Here is an 18629-nt window from a genome sequence, read left to right on the forward strand (position 1 = left end):
TCTATATTTTTATTATACTAGTTTCTATTGGTAATTGGAAGTAAAAAAACATGGCATATCCCCATTTCTGAAGAAAGGGGTTTTACGCCACTTTTTTGATAATTTGTTATTTCTGATACCTTTTGAGAGATTCGTGTAGTTTTAAAATAAAGATTGATTAAAAAATGCCCTTCAATCGCAATTCTTCAAATCTTGCTGGAAATTATGTTGTCTCATACAAAAGCCACCAGTATATCGGCTGCCTTATTTTTAGCAACTCCTATATTTTTCTGTTCCACACAGTATGGTGAGCCCAATGAAATCAAAGAACAGCTAAACCTTGCGACCCAAAGTAAGGAAAGTTAGTCCAGGCAGCAATCTGCAATCTAACGAGACTACCATCATCTTGGATAGTAAATACTGACACTGTACCCTGATTTCCGTTAAGTGTGTAAAAATGCCGTCCATCTTTACTCACTCCAACATCCATCGGAAGACCTGGTGCTGTACCTGGCGGTGTACTGGTAATATGCCTTACCACCGACAGTGCTCCATTGGAATCGATTCGATAGGTGGAGATGGTGCCGCTTAAGGTGTTCGTAGTGTATGCAAAACGTTCATCCCTCGTTGTTACAACCCAACAAGCAGTCTTATATCCGTTTGGTACAGATCCGCTTATCACATGAAGGATACCGTCGTTGCTTAATGAATAAGATGACAGCGCATTTGAAACTGCTTCTGTAACTAAGAGGATTCCAGAGGAAAGAAAATAAACGCCCAATGGTCCTTGACCGTAAGAATCATTAATGATTGGTCCTGTAACCGTACCATTTTTATTTACATGGAATACACTGAGATGATTTGAAGTAAGCTCGGATACAACGATTTTACTGCCATCTGGAGTGAAGAGAACCTGAGCTGGCTGAGCATTGAAGGTACTGAGAGAATGGGTAGATCCGGGAATGGGAGTAAGGTGTCCATTATCATTTATCCGAAAACCAGTGATATTGGATGCAAAATTGTTAGCAGCATTACCTACATTGGAAACATAGAGAAGATGACCAAACACATCTATGCTATTGGGCTGGGCACCTCCTGATGGCTTCACATCCACAAGAACAGGTGCTCCGTTGTCGGTTATGACGAAACTACTGATACTATGGCTGCCCGCGTTAACTGCAAGTAGGAAACGTCCATCTCGGGACAAAGTCAGGGCGCTTTGCGAGGCAAGGGGATCGACACCATCGTTTGCTGTTGCAGTAGACACTTCCCTTGGACCAGTACCTCTTCCATTAGTTGGGTAGGACCCGAAAAAGGTGAGATTTCCATTCATGTCCCTGTAAAAGGCAATGATTTGATTCATTACTTCATTATTGGTCATAATATAAACCATACTCGCACTCGTACGAAAATATTTGTTCATTATCTGCATTTTATAACTCTCCTCCTTTCATAATTTTATATGGTTCTATTGCCATTTAAATTCCCCAAAGACTAGCGGTCTGTTCACACATCGGTTCAAATTCACTTTATATTGCAATTCCCTGAAAAATGCTACTAACTTAAGAAACTATTTTCCTAATGAATGTTGAAAATAAAAGAAGAAGATACATATTCGAGCCTTAAAAATCATATTTAGTAACGATTGATGGAAATTAAATTTTGGAGGCTATAATAATGAATGAAAAACATCATAAACAGAGGCAAACTTTATTAGATGAAAGCCATTATGAGAATCGAGACCTCTCCAATGAGCCAGCTAAACTTCATTCCCAGACAATCGGCTCTGGGGGACCTGTACTGGAACAAGATGGTGTACTACACGAAACCTTACAAGAATTTATTCATAAAAAGATTTTAGAAAGACCTGTTCATGTAAAAGGATTTGGTGCATTTGGTTATTTTCAAACGATATATTCGATGTCCGAACATACAAAACTGAGCTTTTTACAAAATTCTAATCAGAAAGTTCCTGTTATGGTTCGCTTTTCGTTAGCTGTCAGTACGAAAGGAACACCTGATACATCTAGAAATGTACGTGGCTTTGCTACAAAATTTTATACAGATGAAGGCGTTTTTGACCTTTTATGTAATCACATTCCTGTCTTTTCTATTCGTGATGCGATACGATTTCCGGAATTTATTAAAGCATTCTTACCTTCACCAAAAAATAATTTAATTGATCCTGATAGGTTTTGGAGCTTTGTAGCAAGAGCGCCTGAATCGATTCATTTTGTTGTACGCGTATACTCTGATGCTGGTACGGTAAAAACTCTTCGCCACATTCCAGGACATAGTGTAAATACATATGTTTGGAGAAATGCTCAAGGTATTAGAAAGTACGTTAAATACCATTGGTACCCATTTGAAGGTGTACAATACATTGGTCGCGAAGAAGCAAATAGACTAGCCGCTGAAAATCCTGATTACGCTGGTAAAGATTTATACGATGTGATTGCGGGTGGTAAACCGGTGGAATATGGCTTATATGTCCAGCTCATGGACCCAAAGGATGAAGCAAATCTTTCTTATGATCCTTTAGACGATACAAAAGTATGGGATGAAAAAGAGTATCCCCTAATACCAGTAGGTAAAATGGTATTAAATAAAAATACTGCTAATTATATGGAACAAGTAGAAAAAGTCGCCTTCTCCCCTTCTAATTTTCTAGACGGCGCAGAATTATCTGATGATAAAATACTGCAGGGCCGTGCCAATATTTATAGTGATTCTCAAAGAAGAAGAATTGGAGCTGAATTTCGTAAATTACCGGTTAACCAACAGCAAAATTGGACACCAGCTAATCAAATTACAAGTGGTGATGGAAGATATGTTGAAGGCAAACTAGAAAGAACTTCTATAACAAAGCAAGACGATTTTGGGCAGGCTGGTGAATTCTATACGAGGTTAACTCAAATAGAAAAAGAACATCTTGTCGAAAATTTAGCTAGTGATTTGAAAGTCATATCTGATGATATTAGAAAGAAAGTTATGGAGTATTTCAATAAAGTATCATCTGACTTAGCAAAGAGAATTGAGATTGAAATGAAAAAGTGATAAGAAGATTAAAAAACGTCATTATTACGATTAAATTTGGGCTATAGCGGCTACTTTCTAGATTATGCATCTGTTTATATGAAGAACCAAGGTGGTTAAGCCTTTTTATTTTTTATTTTTAAATTAACTAAGCACTTTTAGCGTTAAGGAGTCTTTTTTTTTGCTACATAATGCAGGTTCTTGTAATGAATAGTAGATATTGGGCTATTGTATTTCGCAAGAGCCCTGACACCTTTTGGATTTTATCATATTTTGTATTGAATAGATGTAAAGGAGGTTATTAAATGGATGGTGTAGGTGCTGGTGGAGGTTTCGCATTAGTAGTTGTATTGTTTATCCTTCTTATTATTATAGGAGCGTCCTTTTTGGGCGGAGGATACGGCGGCTTTTATTAATTAAATAATAATCATTAAAAGGAGGGGAAATTTATGTTCGGATATGGAGGATTCGGTGGCTGTGGCTGCGGTGGCTACGGTTACGGTGGCGGCTTTGGTTATGGCGGAGGTTTTGCCTTAATCGTTGTCTTGTTTATTTTATTAATTATCATTGGAGCAACTTGCTTTTATTAATTAAAAGCATCCAACCTAATTTTTACAAATAAAAAAGCCCTTGTTATAGGGCTTTTTTATTTGGCTTTAATGCACCGGACGCATTATAAACCACTGAGGAAGTAAAGTATGTGGCGCTGTGGCGCTATGGCTGATGTTCACTTCTAGCTTATGCATCAGTTTATATAAAGTATCATCAGATTAAGCCCTTATTTTATATTATAATTTCTATACCTAATACCACAAGGGCATTCGACTGTTAACTAGCGTTTTTAGTTTCCTTTTTATAAATTCTTTTGTGAAGTGGTAAATCCTTGTTCAACTAGTCGAGTTGAAAGGAACCTCTTCTATTTACCCAAAACACCGTATAACAACGAACGGTTGAATAAATTAATTTATAATTTCTTTAACAAGCGACTAAGAACATATTCTAAGTCGCTTTAATGTTTGTTTCTCAATTTATTTATGTTGTTTCCTTTTTTTTCATACCTAAATTACAGCGGCTACTTGTGGCAGTGATCTTTGTTGTCACTTAGAACAGTTGCCTACCCTTTGAATAATATGTCTTTGTGTAAGGAAAAAATTGCAGAAGAGGTGTTTTTAAACCCATGGACAATTTTTATTATTATGATCCCCGGTATCCTCAATATCCTTCCGATGCCTATAATGTTCCTGGATCACTCCAAGCTTACGGAAAGCCGGGTATGGTCAAGAAGACATTGATAGATCCAAATGATGCAGTCTTACTTCTCATCGATAATCAAACCGGTTTATTTCAAACTGTGAAGGATCTGGACGTTATGACACTTCGTAGAAATGTGGTGGGGTTGGCGAGATTGGCCAAACTAGTCGGGCTTCCCGTCATTTACACAGATAATGTTCCTGATGGTCCCAATGGTCCAGTTATTCCGGAAATCAAAGAAATTCTCCCCAACGCAGTTTATGTGTCACGTAATGGTGGGGAAATTGTAAACGGTTAAATATTTAACAAAAATAATCTTAGTTATTAGTATTCAAACAGGGTATTTACCCAACACCTTTGGATGAGTCACTTCTATCTTAGTGTCATTCAAGGGTTTTATTTTTTCCTAACTTCCACCATTATTTAACCTCTCAAAATCCTTAATTTCTTCCTACACAATATAAGTCAATTGCGCCATCCTCTCTTCAACTGCTAAACTGCTTAGTTCAATAAGAAAGAGTGCTTTCCTTCTTTTAGGAAAGCACTCTTTCGTTTAAGTACGCTGGTGCGGAAAATGGTGCAATGCCTTGTCAGATTCCCCAGCGCTAATTTGGTACTAATAGAACAGTTCTAATCATATTCTTATAAAGAAAACAATAAGAAGGGGTGTAAAGTTAGTTGATAAAAGTTAAGGTTAGTTTACGTCCCATTGTAAGTAAGATAAATTTACCCACTGTTTTGAAAACAACTATACTTCCAGGTGACTCAATTGAAAGATTATTTATTGCAACCCAGGTAGGAGAGATCTTTTACATAGGAAACTCAAGTTTAAGGACTTTTTTAGATATTCGCTCGCGAATCATAAAACTAGGTGATTCTGAACTAGGTGTTTCTAGTGGTGGATATGATGAACGGGGATTGCTAGGGCTAGCGTTTCATCCAGAATTTTATAATAACGGTCTGTTTTATCTTCATTATTCAGTAGCTGGAACACAAGGTCCAGGTGCTCTTCCAGAACCTTTTAAGCCTGACCCGTGTGATCCCAGAACTTTAAACCTAAGGTGGATAAATAGAGAAACTCTATATGATCATATTGATACAGTTGAAGAATGGATTTTACAAACGAATGGTCAACCTCAAAAACGACGGACATTACTTAACTTAAGAAGACCATTTTTTAATCATAATGGTGTCAATAGCTTAAACTTTTCACCTGAAACCGGAAAACTTGTTTTAACAACCGGGGATGGTGGATCAGGCTATGATCCATTTAATTTATGCCAGGATGATATGGAAATCGCCGGTAAAATAATTGAAATTGATGTAGTTAAGAATACATTTATCTATAATCCACCCGTAGTCACACGTTTTAATGAACTGCCCGCACCTATTCAGGAAACGCTAACGGTAATTGCCAAAGGGGTTCGCAATATACCAGGCATTTCATTTCAAAGGTTTAACAATCAGTATATCAAATATGTAGGAAATGTTGGACAGGATTTGGTAGAGTCGATTTTTTCATTCGTTCATTATAAACCAATACCGGTTACTCAGCTTATTCAAGCTTCTTTAAGAAACACTGAACATGACCAAGAAGGATTTATTAACTTTGGTTGGCGAGGGTGGGAAGGTGCTTTTCCTGCCTCGTTTATAAGGGTCTGCTCTGAAAATCCGACTTTAGATGAGAAAACAATTGCATATTACAATGAAGCAGTAAAAACTTCAGTGAGGCGTCTTCAGCCTTTAACTAGTTATTTTCATAAAGATCCCCGACCCGATAAGTTTGGAGGAACTGCACTTACAGGAGTTCAAGCCTATATGGGGAATGGAATCCCCAATTTAACGGGAAGCATTGTGTTTACCGATCTTGCCAAGAATGAAGAATCCGGGCCTCCGGTTAGAGGAGTTTTAGCTTATACCAAGGTAAGAACAGATGGTAAACTAAATGATTTTAGTGTTATTAAAACCGATTATAATTTTGGGTCTCAATCAGCTTATTATGTTAATTTGGGAACGAATCTGGATCAAACCAGACTATATTTAGGGGTTTATGGCTCTATGAAAGTGACTGATTTTAACCAAGGTACTGTTTTTGAAATTGTTCCATGATTCATACTATAAAATTCTACCTAATAAATCTCTTTCTTGGATTTAATTGAATCGAAATATTAAACAAACAAGAAAGCAATCATGCCCGCGTTTGATAATATTTTTGCCGGGTATTTAAAAGCCCGATTCCGTCCCAAATATTTGTATTTCTCTTACAATAGAACGGATATTATCTTGCTTGTCCTCGTGAGATAACTCGCCGGCTTTGAAGAAGCTATTTTCCGCGACTTCTTGTAGTCACGCAATTGTGTACCCCTGGGGGCTAAAAACTTGTTTCGTTCCCCCCATTTTTTATCCTCAAATGCTTTTTGTACATTTACAATAATTAAAGCTTTATTTTTTTATCCAAGATAATTCCCCCTGACTCTTTTAATTAACCATCTACTACATTTTAAATGCAGATGTTATATGATATAACTGATTTTGTTATTGAACTAACCTGCCACTACTTCAATAAAAAAACGACTACCTTTGTTCAGCAATCGTACAATATCGCTAATTCATCGACCTTGCAATTTCTAACATTTCTTCTTTAGATAATCTTGAACTGTTCATTTCTATAAATGTTCCATCTTGTACCCAATTAAGTAAACCACCCGTTATAGTATCACCGTTCCTATCAACTTCCCCACTATCTACCCATTTCTGAAAATAACCCTTGTTTCCACTAATATCCACTTGTTCAGCGAGAGGAAAATCGTCATTTGATAATGGAAAACCTTTTTTCTGATGAATTGCAACCATCAGCTTTATATCTGTGCTGTCCATATAATGTAGCATTAGCCATGGGGTTATTTTGGTGTCTAATGTCCAATCAACAGGAATTTTATTTGGAGTTAAAACGGAAAAGTCAACTTTTTTCTTTATTTCTGAAATTGTAATGCTGTTGTGATTATATTTAATTTCCTGAGCCATTGTTATCATCGGAGAACAAGATAACAAAGTAAGAACAAAAATTAAACGAAATGAAAATGCCATATTGTCACCTCAATATTTAGTATCATTGAGTAGTTTCCCCGACTTCTTAATAAACTAACCTGCTTACTTTAGCAATAAGAAAGCAGCCAATTCTGGCGACTCGGACCTTCAGCTCTTGCACCCGTTAATTTAAGTGTAATACTTCACATTCTAATTTTTTATGTTATCACAAAGAAAAAACATGTTGTATATTTTAGTATTGACATGATCTTATATTAAAAATATACTGTTAATAACACAATACTGTTAATAACAGTAATATGTTATTAACAGTAACATGGTGACGAAGTGAATTTTTACATTTAAATTAGGAGGTTCTATATTTAATGAAACATACAGGGAGACATACAGGTGCATTTCTTTTGCTGTTTTTAACAGAGGGAGATAACTATGGAGGGAAACTTCTGCAGAAATGTGAAGAAGAGCTTCCCAGCAATCCAATTGATAGTGCCATCCTATATCGCACATTAAAAACATTAGAGAAAGAAGGTGCTGTTGAGTCTTATTTGGATACATCTGATCAAGATAAGCCAATAAAGATGTACATGATAACTTCAGTCGGAAAAAGAAAATTAGAAGATTTTCAAATAGATATTGAAGAAAAACTTAAGAATTTATCATTTTTCTTAAACAAATATAAAGAATGGAAGGAGTCTAATTATGATTAATGGTGCTATCCTTTATGCTATAGCTATTATTCTTACCAGCATTTCTTTTATAAAAGATCGAAATAAAACAAAAGAAGCTCTATTAAAGTCATGGAAAAGCTTTCGTAATATTATACCTGACATGTTATCCATTATGCTTTTTGTTGGACTATCACTATCTATTTTAACGCCATCCTTAATTTCTTCAATCATTGGAGAAAAATCTGGATTAATAGGTATTGTTTATTCGACATTAATTGGATCTATTGCACTAGTCCCAAGCTTTGTTGTATTTCCTCTTGGACATACGTTAGTCCAAAATGGTGCAGGACTCCCTCAAGTAGCTGTATTAATGTCCACATTAATGTCCGTAGGAATCACAACTTTACCTATGGAACAAAAGATATTCGGGCGTAGTTTTGCCTATTATCGCAACGCATCTGCATTGTTAATGTCTCTACTATTTTCATATATTATTTGGCTGGTAATGGTATGAATAAATTAAAAAGATATCGTTTCTTTTTGATTTTATTATTTGGGCTAATAATCCTTACTTTTATAAACCAATCAGTGGGATGGAACGCATTTCAATTAACAGGAAAAAGCATTTTAGATATGCTGTTTCTACTCCCTCCTGTCTTAATATTCGTAGGTTTGCTTGATAAATGGGTGGAGAAAGAAACACTAATTAGATATATGGGAGAAAAATCCGGCATCTATGGCATTTTGTTCTCCCTACTATTAGGAGGAGTTGCAGCGGGTCCCCTCTACGTAGCTTTTCCAATTGCGGCACTTTTATTAAAAAAAGGAGCAAGCATACGGTACATTGTATTTTTTCTAGGAGTTTGGACAACTGCAAAATTACCGGTTATTGTATATGAATCTGCTTCATTTGGAATAAAATTTACACTCATCCACATTTGTTTTGGTCTACTATTTTTCTATTTAATGGGTATTATCTTTGAGAAATTTTATGACCATCAACAATTGTTAAAGTATGATATAACTAAAAACGAGTCATTATAATTTAGTTTTTATTACCAATATATTGCTAATAAGAGACACTGCCTTGTGAAATTTTTATACGTTAAGCAAGTTTTTAAATAAAAAAGCCAATCTCCTGTAAGGAAATTGGCTTTTCTTTTATCTCATTAATCAAATATGTTTGCTTTTTTTGAACACCGAAACGATAGCCACAAACAATAATGCGATAATACCACTAAAAACAAAAAGATAACTTAATGGAATCAAGAAGAAAGGTTCAACCAAAGTACCATCCGGTTCTACTCTTGAACCAATCATGAAGTAACTAATCATACAAATAACCCCTAAAAATATGGGTGTAGAAGCTAATAGATATTTCTTTTTCATCATATACTCTCCATTATTCAGATAACCTGAATTATTTTTTTTGATATTCTAGAATATCACCTGGTTGACATTCTAAAACTTCGCAGATTTTTTCTAAAGTTGAAAATTTAATAGCTTTTGCTTTTCCGTTTTTTAAGATTGATACATTTGCCATTGTAATCCCTAGTTTTTCGGATAATTCTGTAACACTCATTTTTCTTTTAGCCAGCATTACATCCAAATTTACTATAATAGCCATCCTATAACACCTCAAATCGTTAGATCATTATCCTGCTTTATTTCACTAGCATTTCTAACTAAATGAGAAAGCATGGAAGTAAATACAGAAATAATGACTGAGAAAAATAGAATCAGCAAAAGAATAACTAAAATGTTAGCATGATAACTTCCGACTACGAAAAGATATAGTAATGCACCAATGTACAAAAAACCTTCAATCATTGATAAGACACTTATTATTTTCAATCTATCTGCATTCTTAACGGTAAAAGCCTGATCAGAGCCAATATCCGAACATATCTTCCACCCTAAAACTAGAGCAGTAAAAAATGGAATCCCTGTAATCCAAATGAATGTAATAAAGGGATTATATAGCGTCTTCAACTTTCCTGAATCCAGTAATATTTCCCTTCCAGTTTCAGGTGCAATATAAATACAAAACAACAGACCAAAAAATCCGCAAAAAACAATTATTAATTTTAACCACGCTGATAATCCTTTCTCTCTCATAAAAACTCCCCCTCTTAGCTAGCTAACCATATAGTAATCCCAAACACCTTCTTAGTCAACAAATATTTATCGTTACACAATAAATATTTGTTGTTTTATGTTGTATTTATAAAGAGATTAGCCTAAAATAGGTCCGAACACAGCCAAGTAGAGGGGTAAAAATGTAAAACATAATGTTACCAAAAAGTGCTAACAGATTGTGTCTCCGTCCAAAACAGAGGCAGAAACGGAAAAAGGGAGAGATGTGCGATTAGAGGATTACTTTTTATAGGAGAGGATTTTCATGAAACCATCGTTAATCAGTCGGGTAAAGAGGCTTGAAACGCGATTAATTACTCAAAAATCCAATTGGATCATTCATTATAAATAACATTTGAAGACTGGGAATTGGGAGCTATTAAAGCGGCTTTGTTTGTCACAAATATTGCTCCTGAAATTATTGAGAAGTGGAATATGACTGATTGGGGAGAGTATCTTAAGTACCTAGAATAACCCATTTAATTTCTTTTTTTAGAACGGCACGTTTTGCTTGGTACTTTACAGCTGCTTGAACAGCAGAGAAGTCTTCAAACATTGTGCCATTCTGCTCAACCGTTACACTCGTTCCATAATGATCTCCTCCAGTACCAACTATTACTGGATCAGTATTGCCTGGAGTTACATCAAAAGCCCCCCAATGGTGCATCGTTGTATATAATGATAAAATGGTTGGCCTCCTGACCACCATGGGGGTTTTGAGCAGAAGTCATAGCACTTACTACTTTATTCACTAGCTTCCCGTTAAACTACAGACCACCCGTTGTATCTAAGAACTGCATAATCTAAGAAGGCATGTTTCCGAATCGGGTCGGAACACTGAAAAAAATGGCATCTGCCCACTCTATATCATCTAGTGAAACAGTTGGACACAAGCTGCAACTTCTTCAGACTAATGCTTCCATGCAGACTTTAATTATTTGCTTATGAACTTGCGATACCAACTTGCTGCGGCTTCAACTTCTTGTGCGGTTAATTGATGACCTTTATTCTCCCAATGAAGTTCTACATTTGCATGAGCCTTTTCTAATAATGATTGTAGTTCAGCCGATTCTAGCGGTGAACAGATTGGATCATTCGTTCCAGCTGCAATAAACACAAACTTACCTGATAAGTCGGGAAGATCCATTCCTTGTCTCGGTACCATGGGATGATGAAGAATGGCACCTTTTAAAGCATTTTGATAATGAAATAATAGACTAGCAGCTATATTTGCTCCATTTGAATAACCTATTGCAATAATATTATCTCTGTCAAAATCATACTTTTCTGCTGCTTCATCAAGAAACTCATTTAATTCTTTTGTTCGGAAAATAAGGTCCTCCTCATCAAATACTCCTTCGGCTAATCTTCTGAAGAATCGTGGCATTCCATTTTCTAATACGTTCCCACGGACACTTAACAAGTTCGCCTCATCATCAATTCTACCTGCAAGAGGTAATAGGTCTAATTCAGTTCCACCCGTACCATGTAGCAAAAGTAACGTTGGTTTTGTTGGATCTTGCCCTTTATTGAATATATGTTTCATGATTTATCTCCCTCCAGAACACGAACCTCCACAGGCGGTAAGGTTTCTTCTAATTCTTCTCTTTTTGACTCTAACCAAGATGGTAGCATGAGTTTTTTTCCAAGTTCATCAACAGGTTCATCTACCGTAAAACCTGGTGGGTCGGTTGCTATTTCGAAGAGGATACCCCCTTCTTCATGAAAATATATAGCTTTGAAGTAGTTTCGGTCAAGAATCTCTGTCGGATAATACCCTTTTTCTAAGAGAATTGATCTCCACCTTTGATGATCTTCTTCATCCTTTGCTCTCCACGCCAAATGGTGAACCGTTCCTGCTCCCATAAGCCCTCGGACAGAAGGATTTAACTGAATGTCAATGATATTACCGAGATGTTCTCCAGATTTAAATCTAAGAAATTCCTTTTCTTGTCCAACACATTCTAATCCCAAAATATTTTCTAGCACGTTCGTAGTTTTATGCGGCTGTGCAGAAAACAGAACAGCACCACCAAACCCCTTAATGGCATTTTCTGCTAGTACTTCACCAAAGTTCCAAGTATTCATTGGTCCTTCATCTCGTTCTGTCAATTCAAGTTGGAGTCCGTCAGGATCGTTAAATTTTAAATAGGTTTCACCAAAGCGATTGGATGAAGTAAATTCAATTCCAAATTTCCGCAATCGATTCTCCCAAAATTGAACCGAGCCCTTCGGTATCATATAACTGGTCACACCAACCTGCCCCGTTCCAATTCGACCTTTTAGCTGTTTAGCCCATGGAAAAAAAGTAATGACAGTACCTGGTTGACCCGTTTCATTCCCAAAATAAAGATGGTACACTTCTGGACGATCAAAATTTATGGTTTTTTTAACGAGTCGTAACCCAAGTACGCCTGCATAAAAGTCAATATTCCTTTGTGCATCGTTAACCATGGCTGTTATATGATGGATACCTGCTGTTTTTTGCAATCTTATCCTCTCCATTTCACTAAGTGGATTGTAAAAGGAACTATTTAGGTCTTTCTATTTCAAAAATCTCACCGATTTTGGCGTAATGATTTCCAGCCAATCGACTTACAGCAGCTAAACCCCAAGGATCTATTCTTCCATTTTCATAAATGTCATTTTCAATATGAAATTGAACAACTTTGCCGATAATAAAATCACACCCTGGTGTATCCAAACCTCCCAATTCTAAGGAATGCTCTAATGAACATTCCATTCGAACTTTCGCTTCCTTTACACCTGGTACAGAAATCTTTACACTGTCTACTGGAGTTAAGTTAGCTAACTCAATCTCACTCTGGTCAGGAGGAAGGTTTGCAGCTGTTTTATTTATTTTTTCAACATTTTGTTCGTCAACGATATGGATCACAAATTCCTTTGACTCGATGATGTTTCTCGCTGTATCCTTCTGTCTCCCTTCTGACCGTTGAATAGATAATGAAATCATCGGGGGATTGGATGATACGATATTAAAGTAGCTAAATGGGGCACCATTCAAAACACCGTCTTTTGAAATCGTTGTAACGAAAGCAATTGGTCTAGGTATGATACTTCCTATAAGAAATTTATAATTATCTCTTTCAGACATTGAGGATGGATCAATTGAAAGCAAAGAAATCATTCCTTTTCGTAAAATCAGTCTAGTTCTCTTACTTCAAACGGTAGCAAACTTCGTTCAATTTGTCCTCTATGAGGTTCATACTGTTCAGGCAACATTAATGTTTCTCCCATGGTTTCTTGTGATTCATCATGTGCGAATCCTGGGGGATCGGTCGCAATTTCAAATAGAATTTCTCCATGTTCTCTAAAGTAAATAGCATTAAAATAATTTCGGTCCTTTACAGGAGTGACACCATATCCATTCGATGCAACATACTTTTGCCAATCCAATTGATCTTCGTCATCAACAGCCCGCCATGCAATGTGGTGTACTGTCCCCACACCCATTTGCCCACGGCCAATTGGAGTTATTTTTAGGTCGATTACATTTCCGATGTCGGCTGAAGAACGGAAACGGATGAAATCTCCTTCTTTACCGATTAATTCAAGTCCCATAACATTTTCTAACAATTCAGCTGTTTTGTTAGGTTGTGTTGATAGTAAAGTAGCTCCCCCAAAACCTTTGATGGCAACTTCAGGTGTTACCTCACCAAAGTTCCAATTATTAGTTTCTCCTTCTTCTCTTTCAACAATTTCCAAGTGAAGTCCATGTGGATCATCAAATTCCAAATACTGCTCTCCAAAACGTTCCATTTTAGTAAAAGAAACATTGAACTTTTCTAGTCTTTGTTCCCAAAATCCCATCGCACCTTTGGGAACAACATAGGATGTGACTCCTACTTGACCGTCACCAATGATTCCTTGACGTGCTCCTGCCCATGGAAAGAAGGTAATGATTGTTCCTGGTTTTCCACCTTCATTCCCGAAATAAAGGTGATAAGTACCTGGATCGTCAAAATTGACCGTTTGCTTGACTAAACGCAAACCCAAAACTCCTGCGTAGAAATCAACGTTCTCTTGAGGATGACCGACGATTGCTGTAATATGGTGAATACCCATTGTTTTTTTACTCATTTTTCAACACTCCCTTTTCATCTGAAATCTAGTTTTTTAAAGGAACTTGATACCTTATTTTGTTCCTACTTCAATAATTAAAGTCTTAAAACATTTTGTTTTAATTCAAGAATCTCTAATTAGAGATATTTTAGAATAAAAATGAATCTAGAGCATATTGACCAGGACCGATTAAAGCTATACCAATAGCAACTGCAAGCAAAGTTAGGTTATATTCATATCCATTTGATGTTGCCCATAATCCGTTTGGACCATGTACCTTTACGATAGCCATTACCATGGTTCCTGCAATCATAATTCCTGCAAGTGGGGTTAAAAGTCCTAAAGTAAACAAAATTCCACCAATAAGTTCTGCTAATCCTGCGAAAAGAGCCATGGTTACTCCTGGCTTCATGCCAATGGATTCAAACCAGCCTCCCGTACCTTTTAATCCGTGACCACCAAACGATCCAAACAATTTTTGAGCACCGTGACCCACGAATAGTACACCAATCACCAAACGAATTATTAATAGACCAATATTTATCATCATAAAATCCTCCTAAATGTTTTTTATCTCGAATCCGAGATATTATTTTTAAAAAAATGAACGTTTATACTTTATTCCTTACTTTTTTCAAAAGATGCACCAAAATCTCTGCCTCATCAGAATTTAATGAATCAAACATATTATCGACTAACTCACGATATTTCGGCATGATTTCCTTCATCAATTCATTCCCATCATCAGTTAATATCACATGTATCACTCGGCGGTCATCGGGGCAGGCATTTCGACTTAATAAACCTCTTTGTTCTAGCTTGTCTATAACATAGGTCATCGAACCACTTGAGATTAATATGCAATTTCCAATTTGTTGAATAGTTTGTTTCCCTTTTTGGTAGAGGACCTCTAAAACAGAAAATTCCGTTATACTTAGCTTGTTTTTTGTCATTTCTTCCTTTATTCGTTCATGAATAGCTTTAGATGTTTGCATTAATACCAGAAAGGGCAAATTCGTGCATTTCTTCTCCATTTATTTCACCCCCAATAAAATCTCGAATTAAATTATCTTGAATCTGAGATAATCATAATACTTATTAATTTTTTTGTCAATAACCTTTTTTAAGTCTTTCATTTTTCTAAAATGAAATTACTTTGCACTTTTTATGACCAATTAAGTTACGTAGTTGACCCAAATATGACTCTTCCCAGCTCATAGTAGACATTTTATCCCCCATAATTTTTTATTACTTATTCTATATATATCTGGATTTACCTTTTTTTCCTACTAAATATAAGGATATTCTTTAACTCCATAAGGAAAAGAGCCCGCCGCAGCAGCCCCTTCTTCAACTCTTGCCCCCGATTGTTTAATAAGGGTTTATTTAATTGGGTAAGCTTGCTTCAAATTTCAATTTGGCAGTTCATTCAAATCAATCCTAACATCATCTAATTCAACAGGAATATTCGAACTTAATGACCCCATATTAACCCTTATTACATAATTATTTAGGCTGAAATCATTTAGTTTACTAATATCAAAAGTGCTTCTAAATCGCAAACCATCTTTATTAACAGTTTCCAATGAATGATTGATGGGTTCCTTATATATATCTTTTTCTGTCTTTTTAACTAAAATCACATCAGTGCGAGCAAAATCCTTAAAAAATTCAAAGTTCCAATCCTTTTTAACACCCTTATTTACTTGAAAGTCAACCCTCAAATTCTTGTTATTATTTACTGAAATTTTATCAATCTGTACAAATAAATCCTGCCTGCTTGCCTTAATGTTAACTGGCATAGGTTCATTTAACCCAACAAATTGACTTCTCTCACTTAAAGCAACTTTCGGATGGACTTCTATATAACTAGTCTTACCATCTAATGATTCGGGTATAATACTTCTTCCTTTAACAACTATTTTATCATTCAGTTTAAAGGTTTCTAGGTCAATGCCATCCTTTGAAATATTGATTTTTTTACCTTTATCATCATAAATTTCTAACCTAACTTGGTCATTTCTCCCCTCAACAGGAAAAGTGGCTGTATAGTTGATAGCTGTCGAAGCTTTACCTTTAATAACAGAATCAAAATGGACTTTAACACCTGCAATATCTTGTATGCTTTCCTTGTCAACTTTCTTTATCACATATGGCAATTGTTTAATCGGAACATCGAATTTCCAACTTCCTTCTTGTTCACCAATTCTATTGAATTCAAGTGGGAAAGTAGTATTCGAAGGCAATTGTGTTTGTGGATAACTTAATTGGATATGCCCGACATATCCATTTTCTGAAGGCTCCATATATACCAGTTCTTTACTATCAGATTTATCATCCTTGCCATCGAATATCTGATAAAAGCCGACCAGTTTACCATTTTTCTCAACCTTCATATTCCCCTTAACATTAAAAGTAACCCCTACTACGCCCCCATCATAATATGCGTTTGTTATAGACACGTCTATGCCGTTAAAACTTGCGGACTTGTTTAACTCAGTAATTAAACTTTTTGATTCAAGGCTTCGACCAATCGTGTCGTTAAAGGTTGTATAGACGTTTCCTAGAAGTGGTACCTCCGCCATCACTTTAGAGAGTGAAGGAGAAATAAAACTCGAAGAAACTAAGATAGTAGCAGCAGCTGTAGACCACAGGATTTTTTTGATACTCTTTTTGCGTTCATTTAAATAAGCACGGTCCCTCCCATTCCTAATTGCATTTATAACATCCTCCTTTGGGACGTTAATCATCTCAAACGCTTCTTGAAATGATTTTTTCTCCATTATACATTCCCCCTAACAACTTTTTTATTTGTTCTTTCCCTCTACTTAAATAGGTTTTTACTGTATTTTCAGGTATGTTTATTACTCTAGCTACTTCACTTATCGGAAGGTCCTGAAAGTAAAAAAGAATGATAACAGTTTTATATTTTTCATTAAGCTGATTAACTGCCTCCAATAAGTCTAAACTCTCAATTCTCATTTCCTTCTTATCCGAAACCTGCTCAATCATATTTTCAATTAGGATTTCACGTTTGTTCCTTTTCAATATGTCATAGCAACAATTTATTAAAATTTTTGTTAACCAAGTTAGAAAGAAATTCTCGTTTTTTAATTGGCTTATTGATAAAAAGGCTTTGTAAGATGTCTCTTGAACAACATCTAAAGCATCTTCACGATTTCTAACATATAGGTAAGCTGTACGGAACAATTGGTCACTATGTAAAACAAGTAGTTCCTCTAGACATTTTTTATTTCCCTTTATAGCATTCTTAATAAGTTTTAGTTCTGTCATTACTTATCCTCCCTTCTGCGTATTAGAGTGAGCGAAGGTATAAAAAAGTTTCAACTTTATAATTCACTTTTAAAATATTTTTGAACGATACATTTTAATAGTTTTATTTTCGCATAAAAAAAGACCGTCTTTCGACGATTTATATGTTACTTTTACTGGAGTTTCTTATTGAACCGTTAGTGGAACAACAACAAAAAGCTGTCGCAATGACAGCACCAATCTCAAAGGAAAGCACCTGTGACTTTAAATAGATAGTTTCACATACACATCACTTGCTAAGAAAAACTAATATCCATACGTGTCTCCTTCGTTTAAATTTCAGATTTGATTGTTAATTGAGACCGTACGGTTATTTTTCCATTCCACTTAAACTTACTCTAATCTCAGTTGATAATAAATTCGTTTTTTAAACCATAGTGGTCCTTTTAATTTCCCCCTCACTCCGAATGAACCGGTTCTCCTTGCACAAAACAATAAAAAGCAATTGTACAATTATCATCGGGCGAACTAACTGTTTTGAGCTTGCATGAGTTCATATATCTTACGAGCGGTGTTGACATTTCTTACCGTAACTTGTTTGTATAACTTTGATCCAATGATCTTTGACATTCCGCTTTTGGTTACATTTTTCTTGTCAACGGACCATAGAATCGCGCCGGGGACATATTTCACCGTATCAATATTTGGTTTGATGACCAAATTCATAAGTACAGATTCATCATCAATTTCATCCCATAAAAACATGACATCACTTTTCATGTCTTTGTCATTTTTCCATGTGTCAGGAATAGCGTTAATGATTCCTCTGACATCATCGACACTACGAACTACTACTTTAATTTGTAATCCGAAATCATAATGTATCGCTTCTTCCAAAATACGTGATAGTTCAGTTTTTGATGGGCCTTTGTATGAAAAAATAATATTACCTGTATTAATGTATGTCACCACATCATTCATCCCGACTTGTTCAAACATTTGTTTAAGCAACTTCATGTCAATCTTATTTTTTCCACCCACATTAATCCCCCGAAGAAGAGCGATATAAACCATAACCATCTTCCTTTCGACTATTTACTTATTAATCCTTTATATCTTATTGACTATACCTGTTAAACTAACTTGCCACGTTAC

General features: G+C 35.6%; 22 protein-coding genes and 2 pseudogenes. 8 read left to right on the plus strand and 16 right to left on the minus strand.

Going from position 1 to position 18629, the window contains the following annotated elements; translation table 11 throughout:
* Nucleotides 1-301: 301 nt before the first annotated feature.
* Nucleotides 302-1411 carry a lactonase family protein gene (locus RTR43_RS21165; RefSeq protein WP_312474917.1) on the minus strand — a complete coding sequence of 370 codons (1110 nt, stop codon included), beginning with the start codon at nucleotides 1409-1411 and terminating at the stop codon, nucleotides 302-304.
* Between the two features lie 245 nt (nucleotides 1412-1656).
* On the opposite strand from RTR43_RS21165, the gene RTR43_RS21170 reads away from it, so the two are divergent.
* From RTR43_RS21170 to RTR43_RS21190, 5 genes are all read left to right on the plus strand, one after another.
* Nucleotides 1657-3036: a catalase gene (locus RTR43_RS21170; protein WP_312474920.1), complete on the plus strand. Its 1380-nt coding sequence runs from the start codon at nucleotides 1657-1659 to the stop codon at nucleotides 3034-3036.
* A gap of 284 nt (nucleotides 3037-3320) precedes the next feature.
* Nucleotides 3321-3431, plus strand: coding sequence for a YjcZ family sporulation protein (locus RTR43_RS21175; RefSeq protein WP_312474922.1), 111 nt, complete (start codon nucleotides 3321-3323; stop codon nucleotides 3429-3431).
* Between the two features lie 33 nt (nucleotides 3432-3464).
* Nucleotides 3465-3605, plus strand: a complete 141-nt coding sequence (locus RTR43_RS21180) for a YjcZ family sporulation protein (RefSeq protein WP_205178539.1) — start codon at nucleotides 3465-3467, stop codon at nucleotides 3603-3605.
* Nucleotides 3606-4192: 587 nt separating this feature from the next.
* Nucleotides 4193-4564, plus strand: a complete 372-nt coding sequence (locus tag RTR43_RS21185; protein WP_312474928.1) for a cysteine hydrolase family protein — start codon at nucleotides 4193-4195, stop codon at nucleotides 4562-4564.
* Nucleotides 4565-4944: 380 nt separating this feature from the next.
* Nucleotides 4945-6375 (plus strand): PQQ-dependent sugar dehydrogenase, encoded by a 1431-nt coding sequence (locus tag RTR43_RS21190; protein ID WP_312474931.1) that lies wholly within the window; start codon nucleotides 4945-4947, stop codon nucleotides 6373-6375.
* A gap of 260 nt (nucleotides 6376-6635) precedes the next feature.
* On the opposite strand, the pseudogene RTR43_RS25680 reads toward RTR43_RS21190, so the two are convergent.
* Together RTR43_RS25680 and RTR43_RS21195 are read right to left on the minus strand one after the other, a co-directional pair.
* Nucleotides 6636-6701, minus strand: a pseudogene (locus RTR43_RS25680) (cysteine hydrolase); the annotation flags it as partial.
* A 169-nt stretch (nucleotides 6702-6870) separates the two neighbouring features.
* Nucleotides 6871-7353, minus strand: coding sequence for a DUF4367 domain-containing protein (locus RTR43_RS21195; protein ID WP_312474934.1), 483 nt, complete (start codon nucleotides 7351-7353; stop codon nucleotides 6871-6873).
* Nucleotides 7354-7679: 326 nt separating this feature from the next.
* On the opposite strand from RTR43_RS21195, the gene RTR43_RS21200 reads away from it, so the two are divergent.
* The 3 genes from RTR43_RS21200 to RTR43_RS21210 are packed head-to-tail and all read left to right on the plus strand — an operon-like array spanning nucleotide 7680 to nucleotide 9026.
* Complete coding sequence (locus RTR43_RS21200; RefSeq protein WP_312474936.1) at nucleotides 7680-8021, plus strand: PadR family transcriptional regulator; 342 nt, start codon at nucleotides 7680-7682, stop codon at nucleotides 8019-8021.
* Entirely contained in the window at nucleotides 8014-8496 is a 483-nt protein-coding gene (locus RTR43_RS21205) for a hypothetical protein (RefSeq protein ID WP_312474938.1), read from the plus strand. The genes RTR43_RS21200 and RTR43_RS21205 overlap by 8 nt, the downstream gene beginning before the upstream one ends.
* Nucleotides 8493-9026, plus strand: coding sequence for a permease (locus RTR43_RS21210; RefSeq protein ID WP_312474941.1), 534 nt, complete (start codon nucleotides 8493-8495; stop codon nucleotides 9024-9026). Before RTR43_RS21205 ends, RTR43_RS21210 begins: the two co-directional genes overlap by 4 nt.
* Before the next feature lie 129 nt (nucleotides 9027-9155).
* Here RTR43_RS21210 and RTR43_RS21215 read toward each other — a convergent pair whose 3' ends face one another.
* From RTR43_RS21215 to RTR43_RS21275, 13 genes and pseudogenes are all read right to left on the minus strand, one after another.
* Nucleotides 9156-9371, minus strand: a complete 216-nt coding sequence (locus tag RTR43_RS21215) for a DUF3955 domain-containing protein (protein ID WP_312475021.1) — start codon at nucleotides 9369-9371, stop codon at nucleotides 9156-9158.
* A gap of 31 nt (nucleotides 9372-9402) precedes the next feature.
* Nucleotides 9403-9609: a helix-turn-helix domain-containing protein gene (locus RTR43_RS21220; protein ID WP_248737590.1), complete on the minus strand. Its 207-nt coding sequence runs from the start codon at nucleotides 9607-9609 to the stop codon at nucleotides 9403-9405.
* 11 nt (nucleotides 9610-9620) lie between these two features.
* On the minus strand, nucleotides 9621-10100 hold the full coding sequence (locus RTR43_RS21225) for a DUF2975 domain-containing protein (protein WP_312474947.1): 480 nt from the start codon (nucleotides 10098-10100) through the stop codon (nucleotides 9621-9623).
* 475 nt (nucleotides 10101-10575) lie between these two features.
* A pseudogene (locus tag RTR43_RS21230) lies at nucleotides 10576-11005 on the minus strand (NAD(P)H-dependent oxidoreductase); the annotation flags it as partial.
* A gap of 47 nt (nucleotides 11006-11052) precedes the next feature.
* Nucleotides 11053-11664 (minus strand): alpha/beta hydrolase, encoded by a 612-nt coding sequence (locus RTR43_RS21235; protein WP_312474950.1) that lies wholly within the window; start codon nucleotides 11662-11664, stop codon nucleotides 11053-11055.
* Nucleotides 11661-12608, minus strand: coding sequence for a ring-cleaving dioxygenase (locus RTR43_RS21240; RefSeq protein ID WP_312474952.1), 948 nt, complete (start codon nucleotides 12606-12608; stop codon nucleotides 11661-11663). Before RTR43_RS21240 ends, RTR43_RS21235 begins: the two co-directional genes overlap by 4 nt.
* Nucleotides 12609-12648: 40 nt before the next feature.
* Entirely contained in the window at nucleotides 12649-13257 is a 609-nt protein-coding gene (locus RTR43_RS21245; RefSeq protein WP_312474954.1) for a flavin reductase family protein, read from the minus strand.
* 23 nt (nucleotides 13258-13280) lie between these two features.
* Entirely contained in the window at nucleotides 13281-14219 is a 939-nt protein-coding gene (locus tag RTR43_RS21250) for a ring-cleaving dioxygenase (RefSeq protein WP_312474957.1), read from the minus strand.
* A 130-nt stretch (nucleotides 14220-14349) separates the two neighbouring features.
* Nucleotides 14350-14748 (minus strand): DoxX family protein, encoded by a 399-nt coding sequence (locus RTR43_RS21255; protein ID WP_312475023.1) that lies wholly within the window; start codon nucleotides 14746-14748, stop codon nucleotides 14350-14352.
* A gap of 64 nt (nucleotides 14749-14812) precedes the next feature.
* Nucleotides 14813-15235, minus strand: coding sequence for a MarR family winged helix-turn-helix transcriptional regulator (locus RTR43_RS21260; RefSeq protein ID WP_312474959.1), 423 nt, complete (start codon nucleotides 15233-15235; stop codon nucleotides 14813-14815).
* Between the two features lie 378 nt (nucleotides 15236-15613).
* Nucleotides 15614-16984 (minus strand): DUF4179 domain-containing protein, encoded by a 1371-nt coding sequence (locus RTR43_RS21265; protein WP_312474962.1) that lies wholly within the window; start codon nucleotides 16982-16984, stop codon nucleotides 15614-15616.
* Nucleotides 16953-17495 carry a sigma-70 family RNA polymerase sigma factor gene (locus tag RTR43_RS21270; RefSeq protein WP_312474965.1) on the minus strand — a complete coding sequence of 181 codons (543 nt, stop codon included), beginning with the start codon at nucleotides 17493-17495 and terminating at the stop codon, nucleotides 16953-16955. The genes RTR43_RS21265 and RTR43_RS21270 overlap by 32 nt, the downstream gene beginning before the upstream one ends.
* 507 nt (nucleotides 17496-18002) lie before the next feature.
* Entirely contained in the window at nucleotides 18003-18548 is a 546-nt protein-coding gene (locus RTR43_RS21275) for a DUF1697 domain-containing protein (RefSeq protein WP_312474967.1), read from the minus strand.
* Nucleotides 18549-18629 lie beyond the last annotated feature (81 nt).

It is taken from the genome of Neobacillus sp. (assembly GCF_031988165.1).
Taxonomy (GTDB): domain Bacteria; phylum Bacillota; class Bacilli; order Bacillales; family Cytobacillaceae; genus Neobacillus; species Neobacillus rhizosphaerae.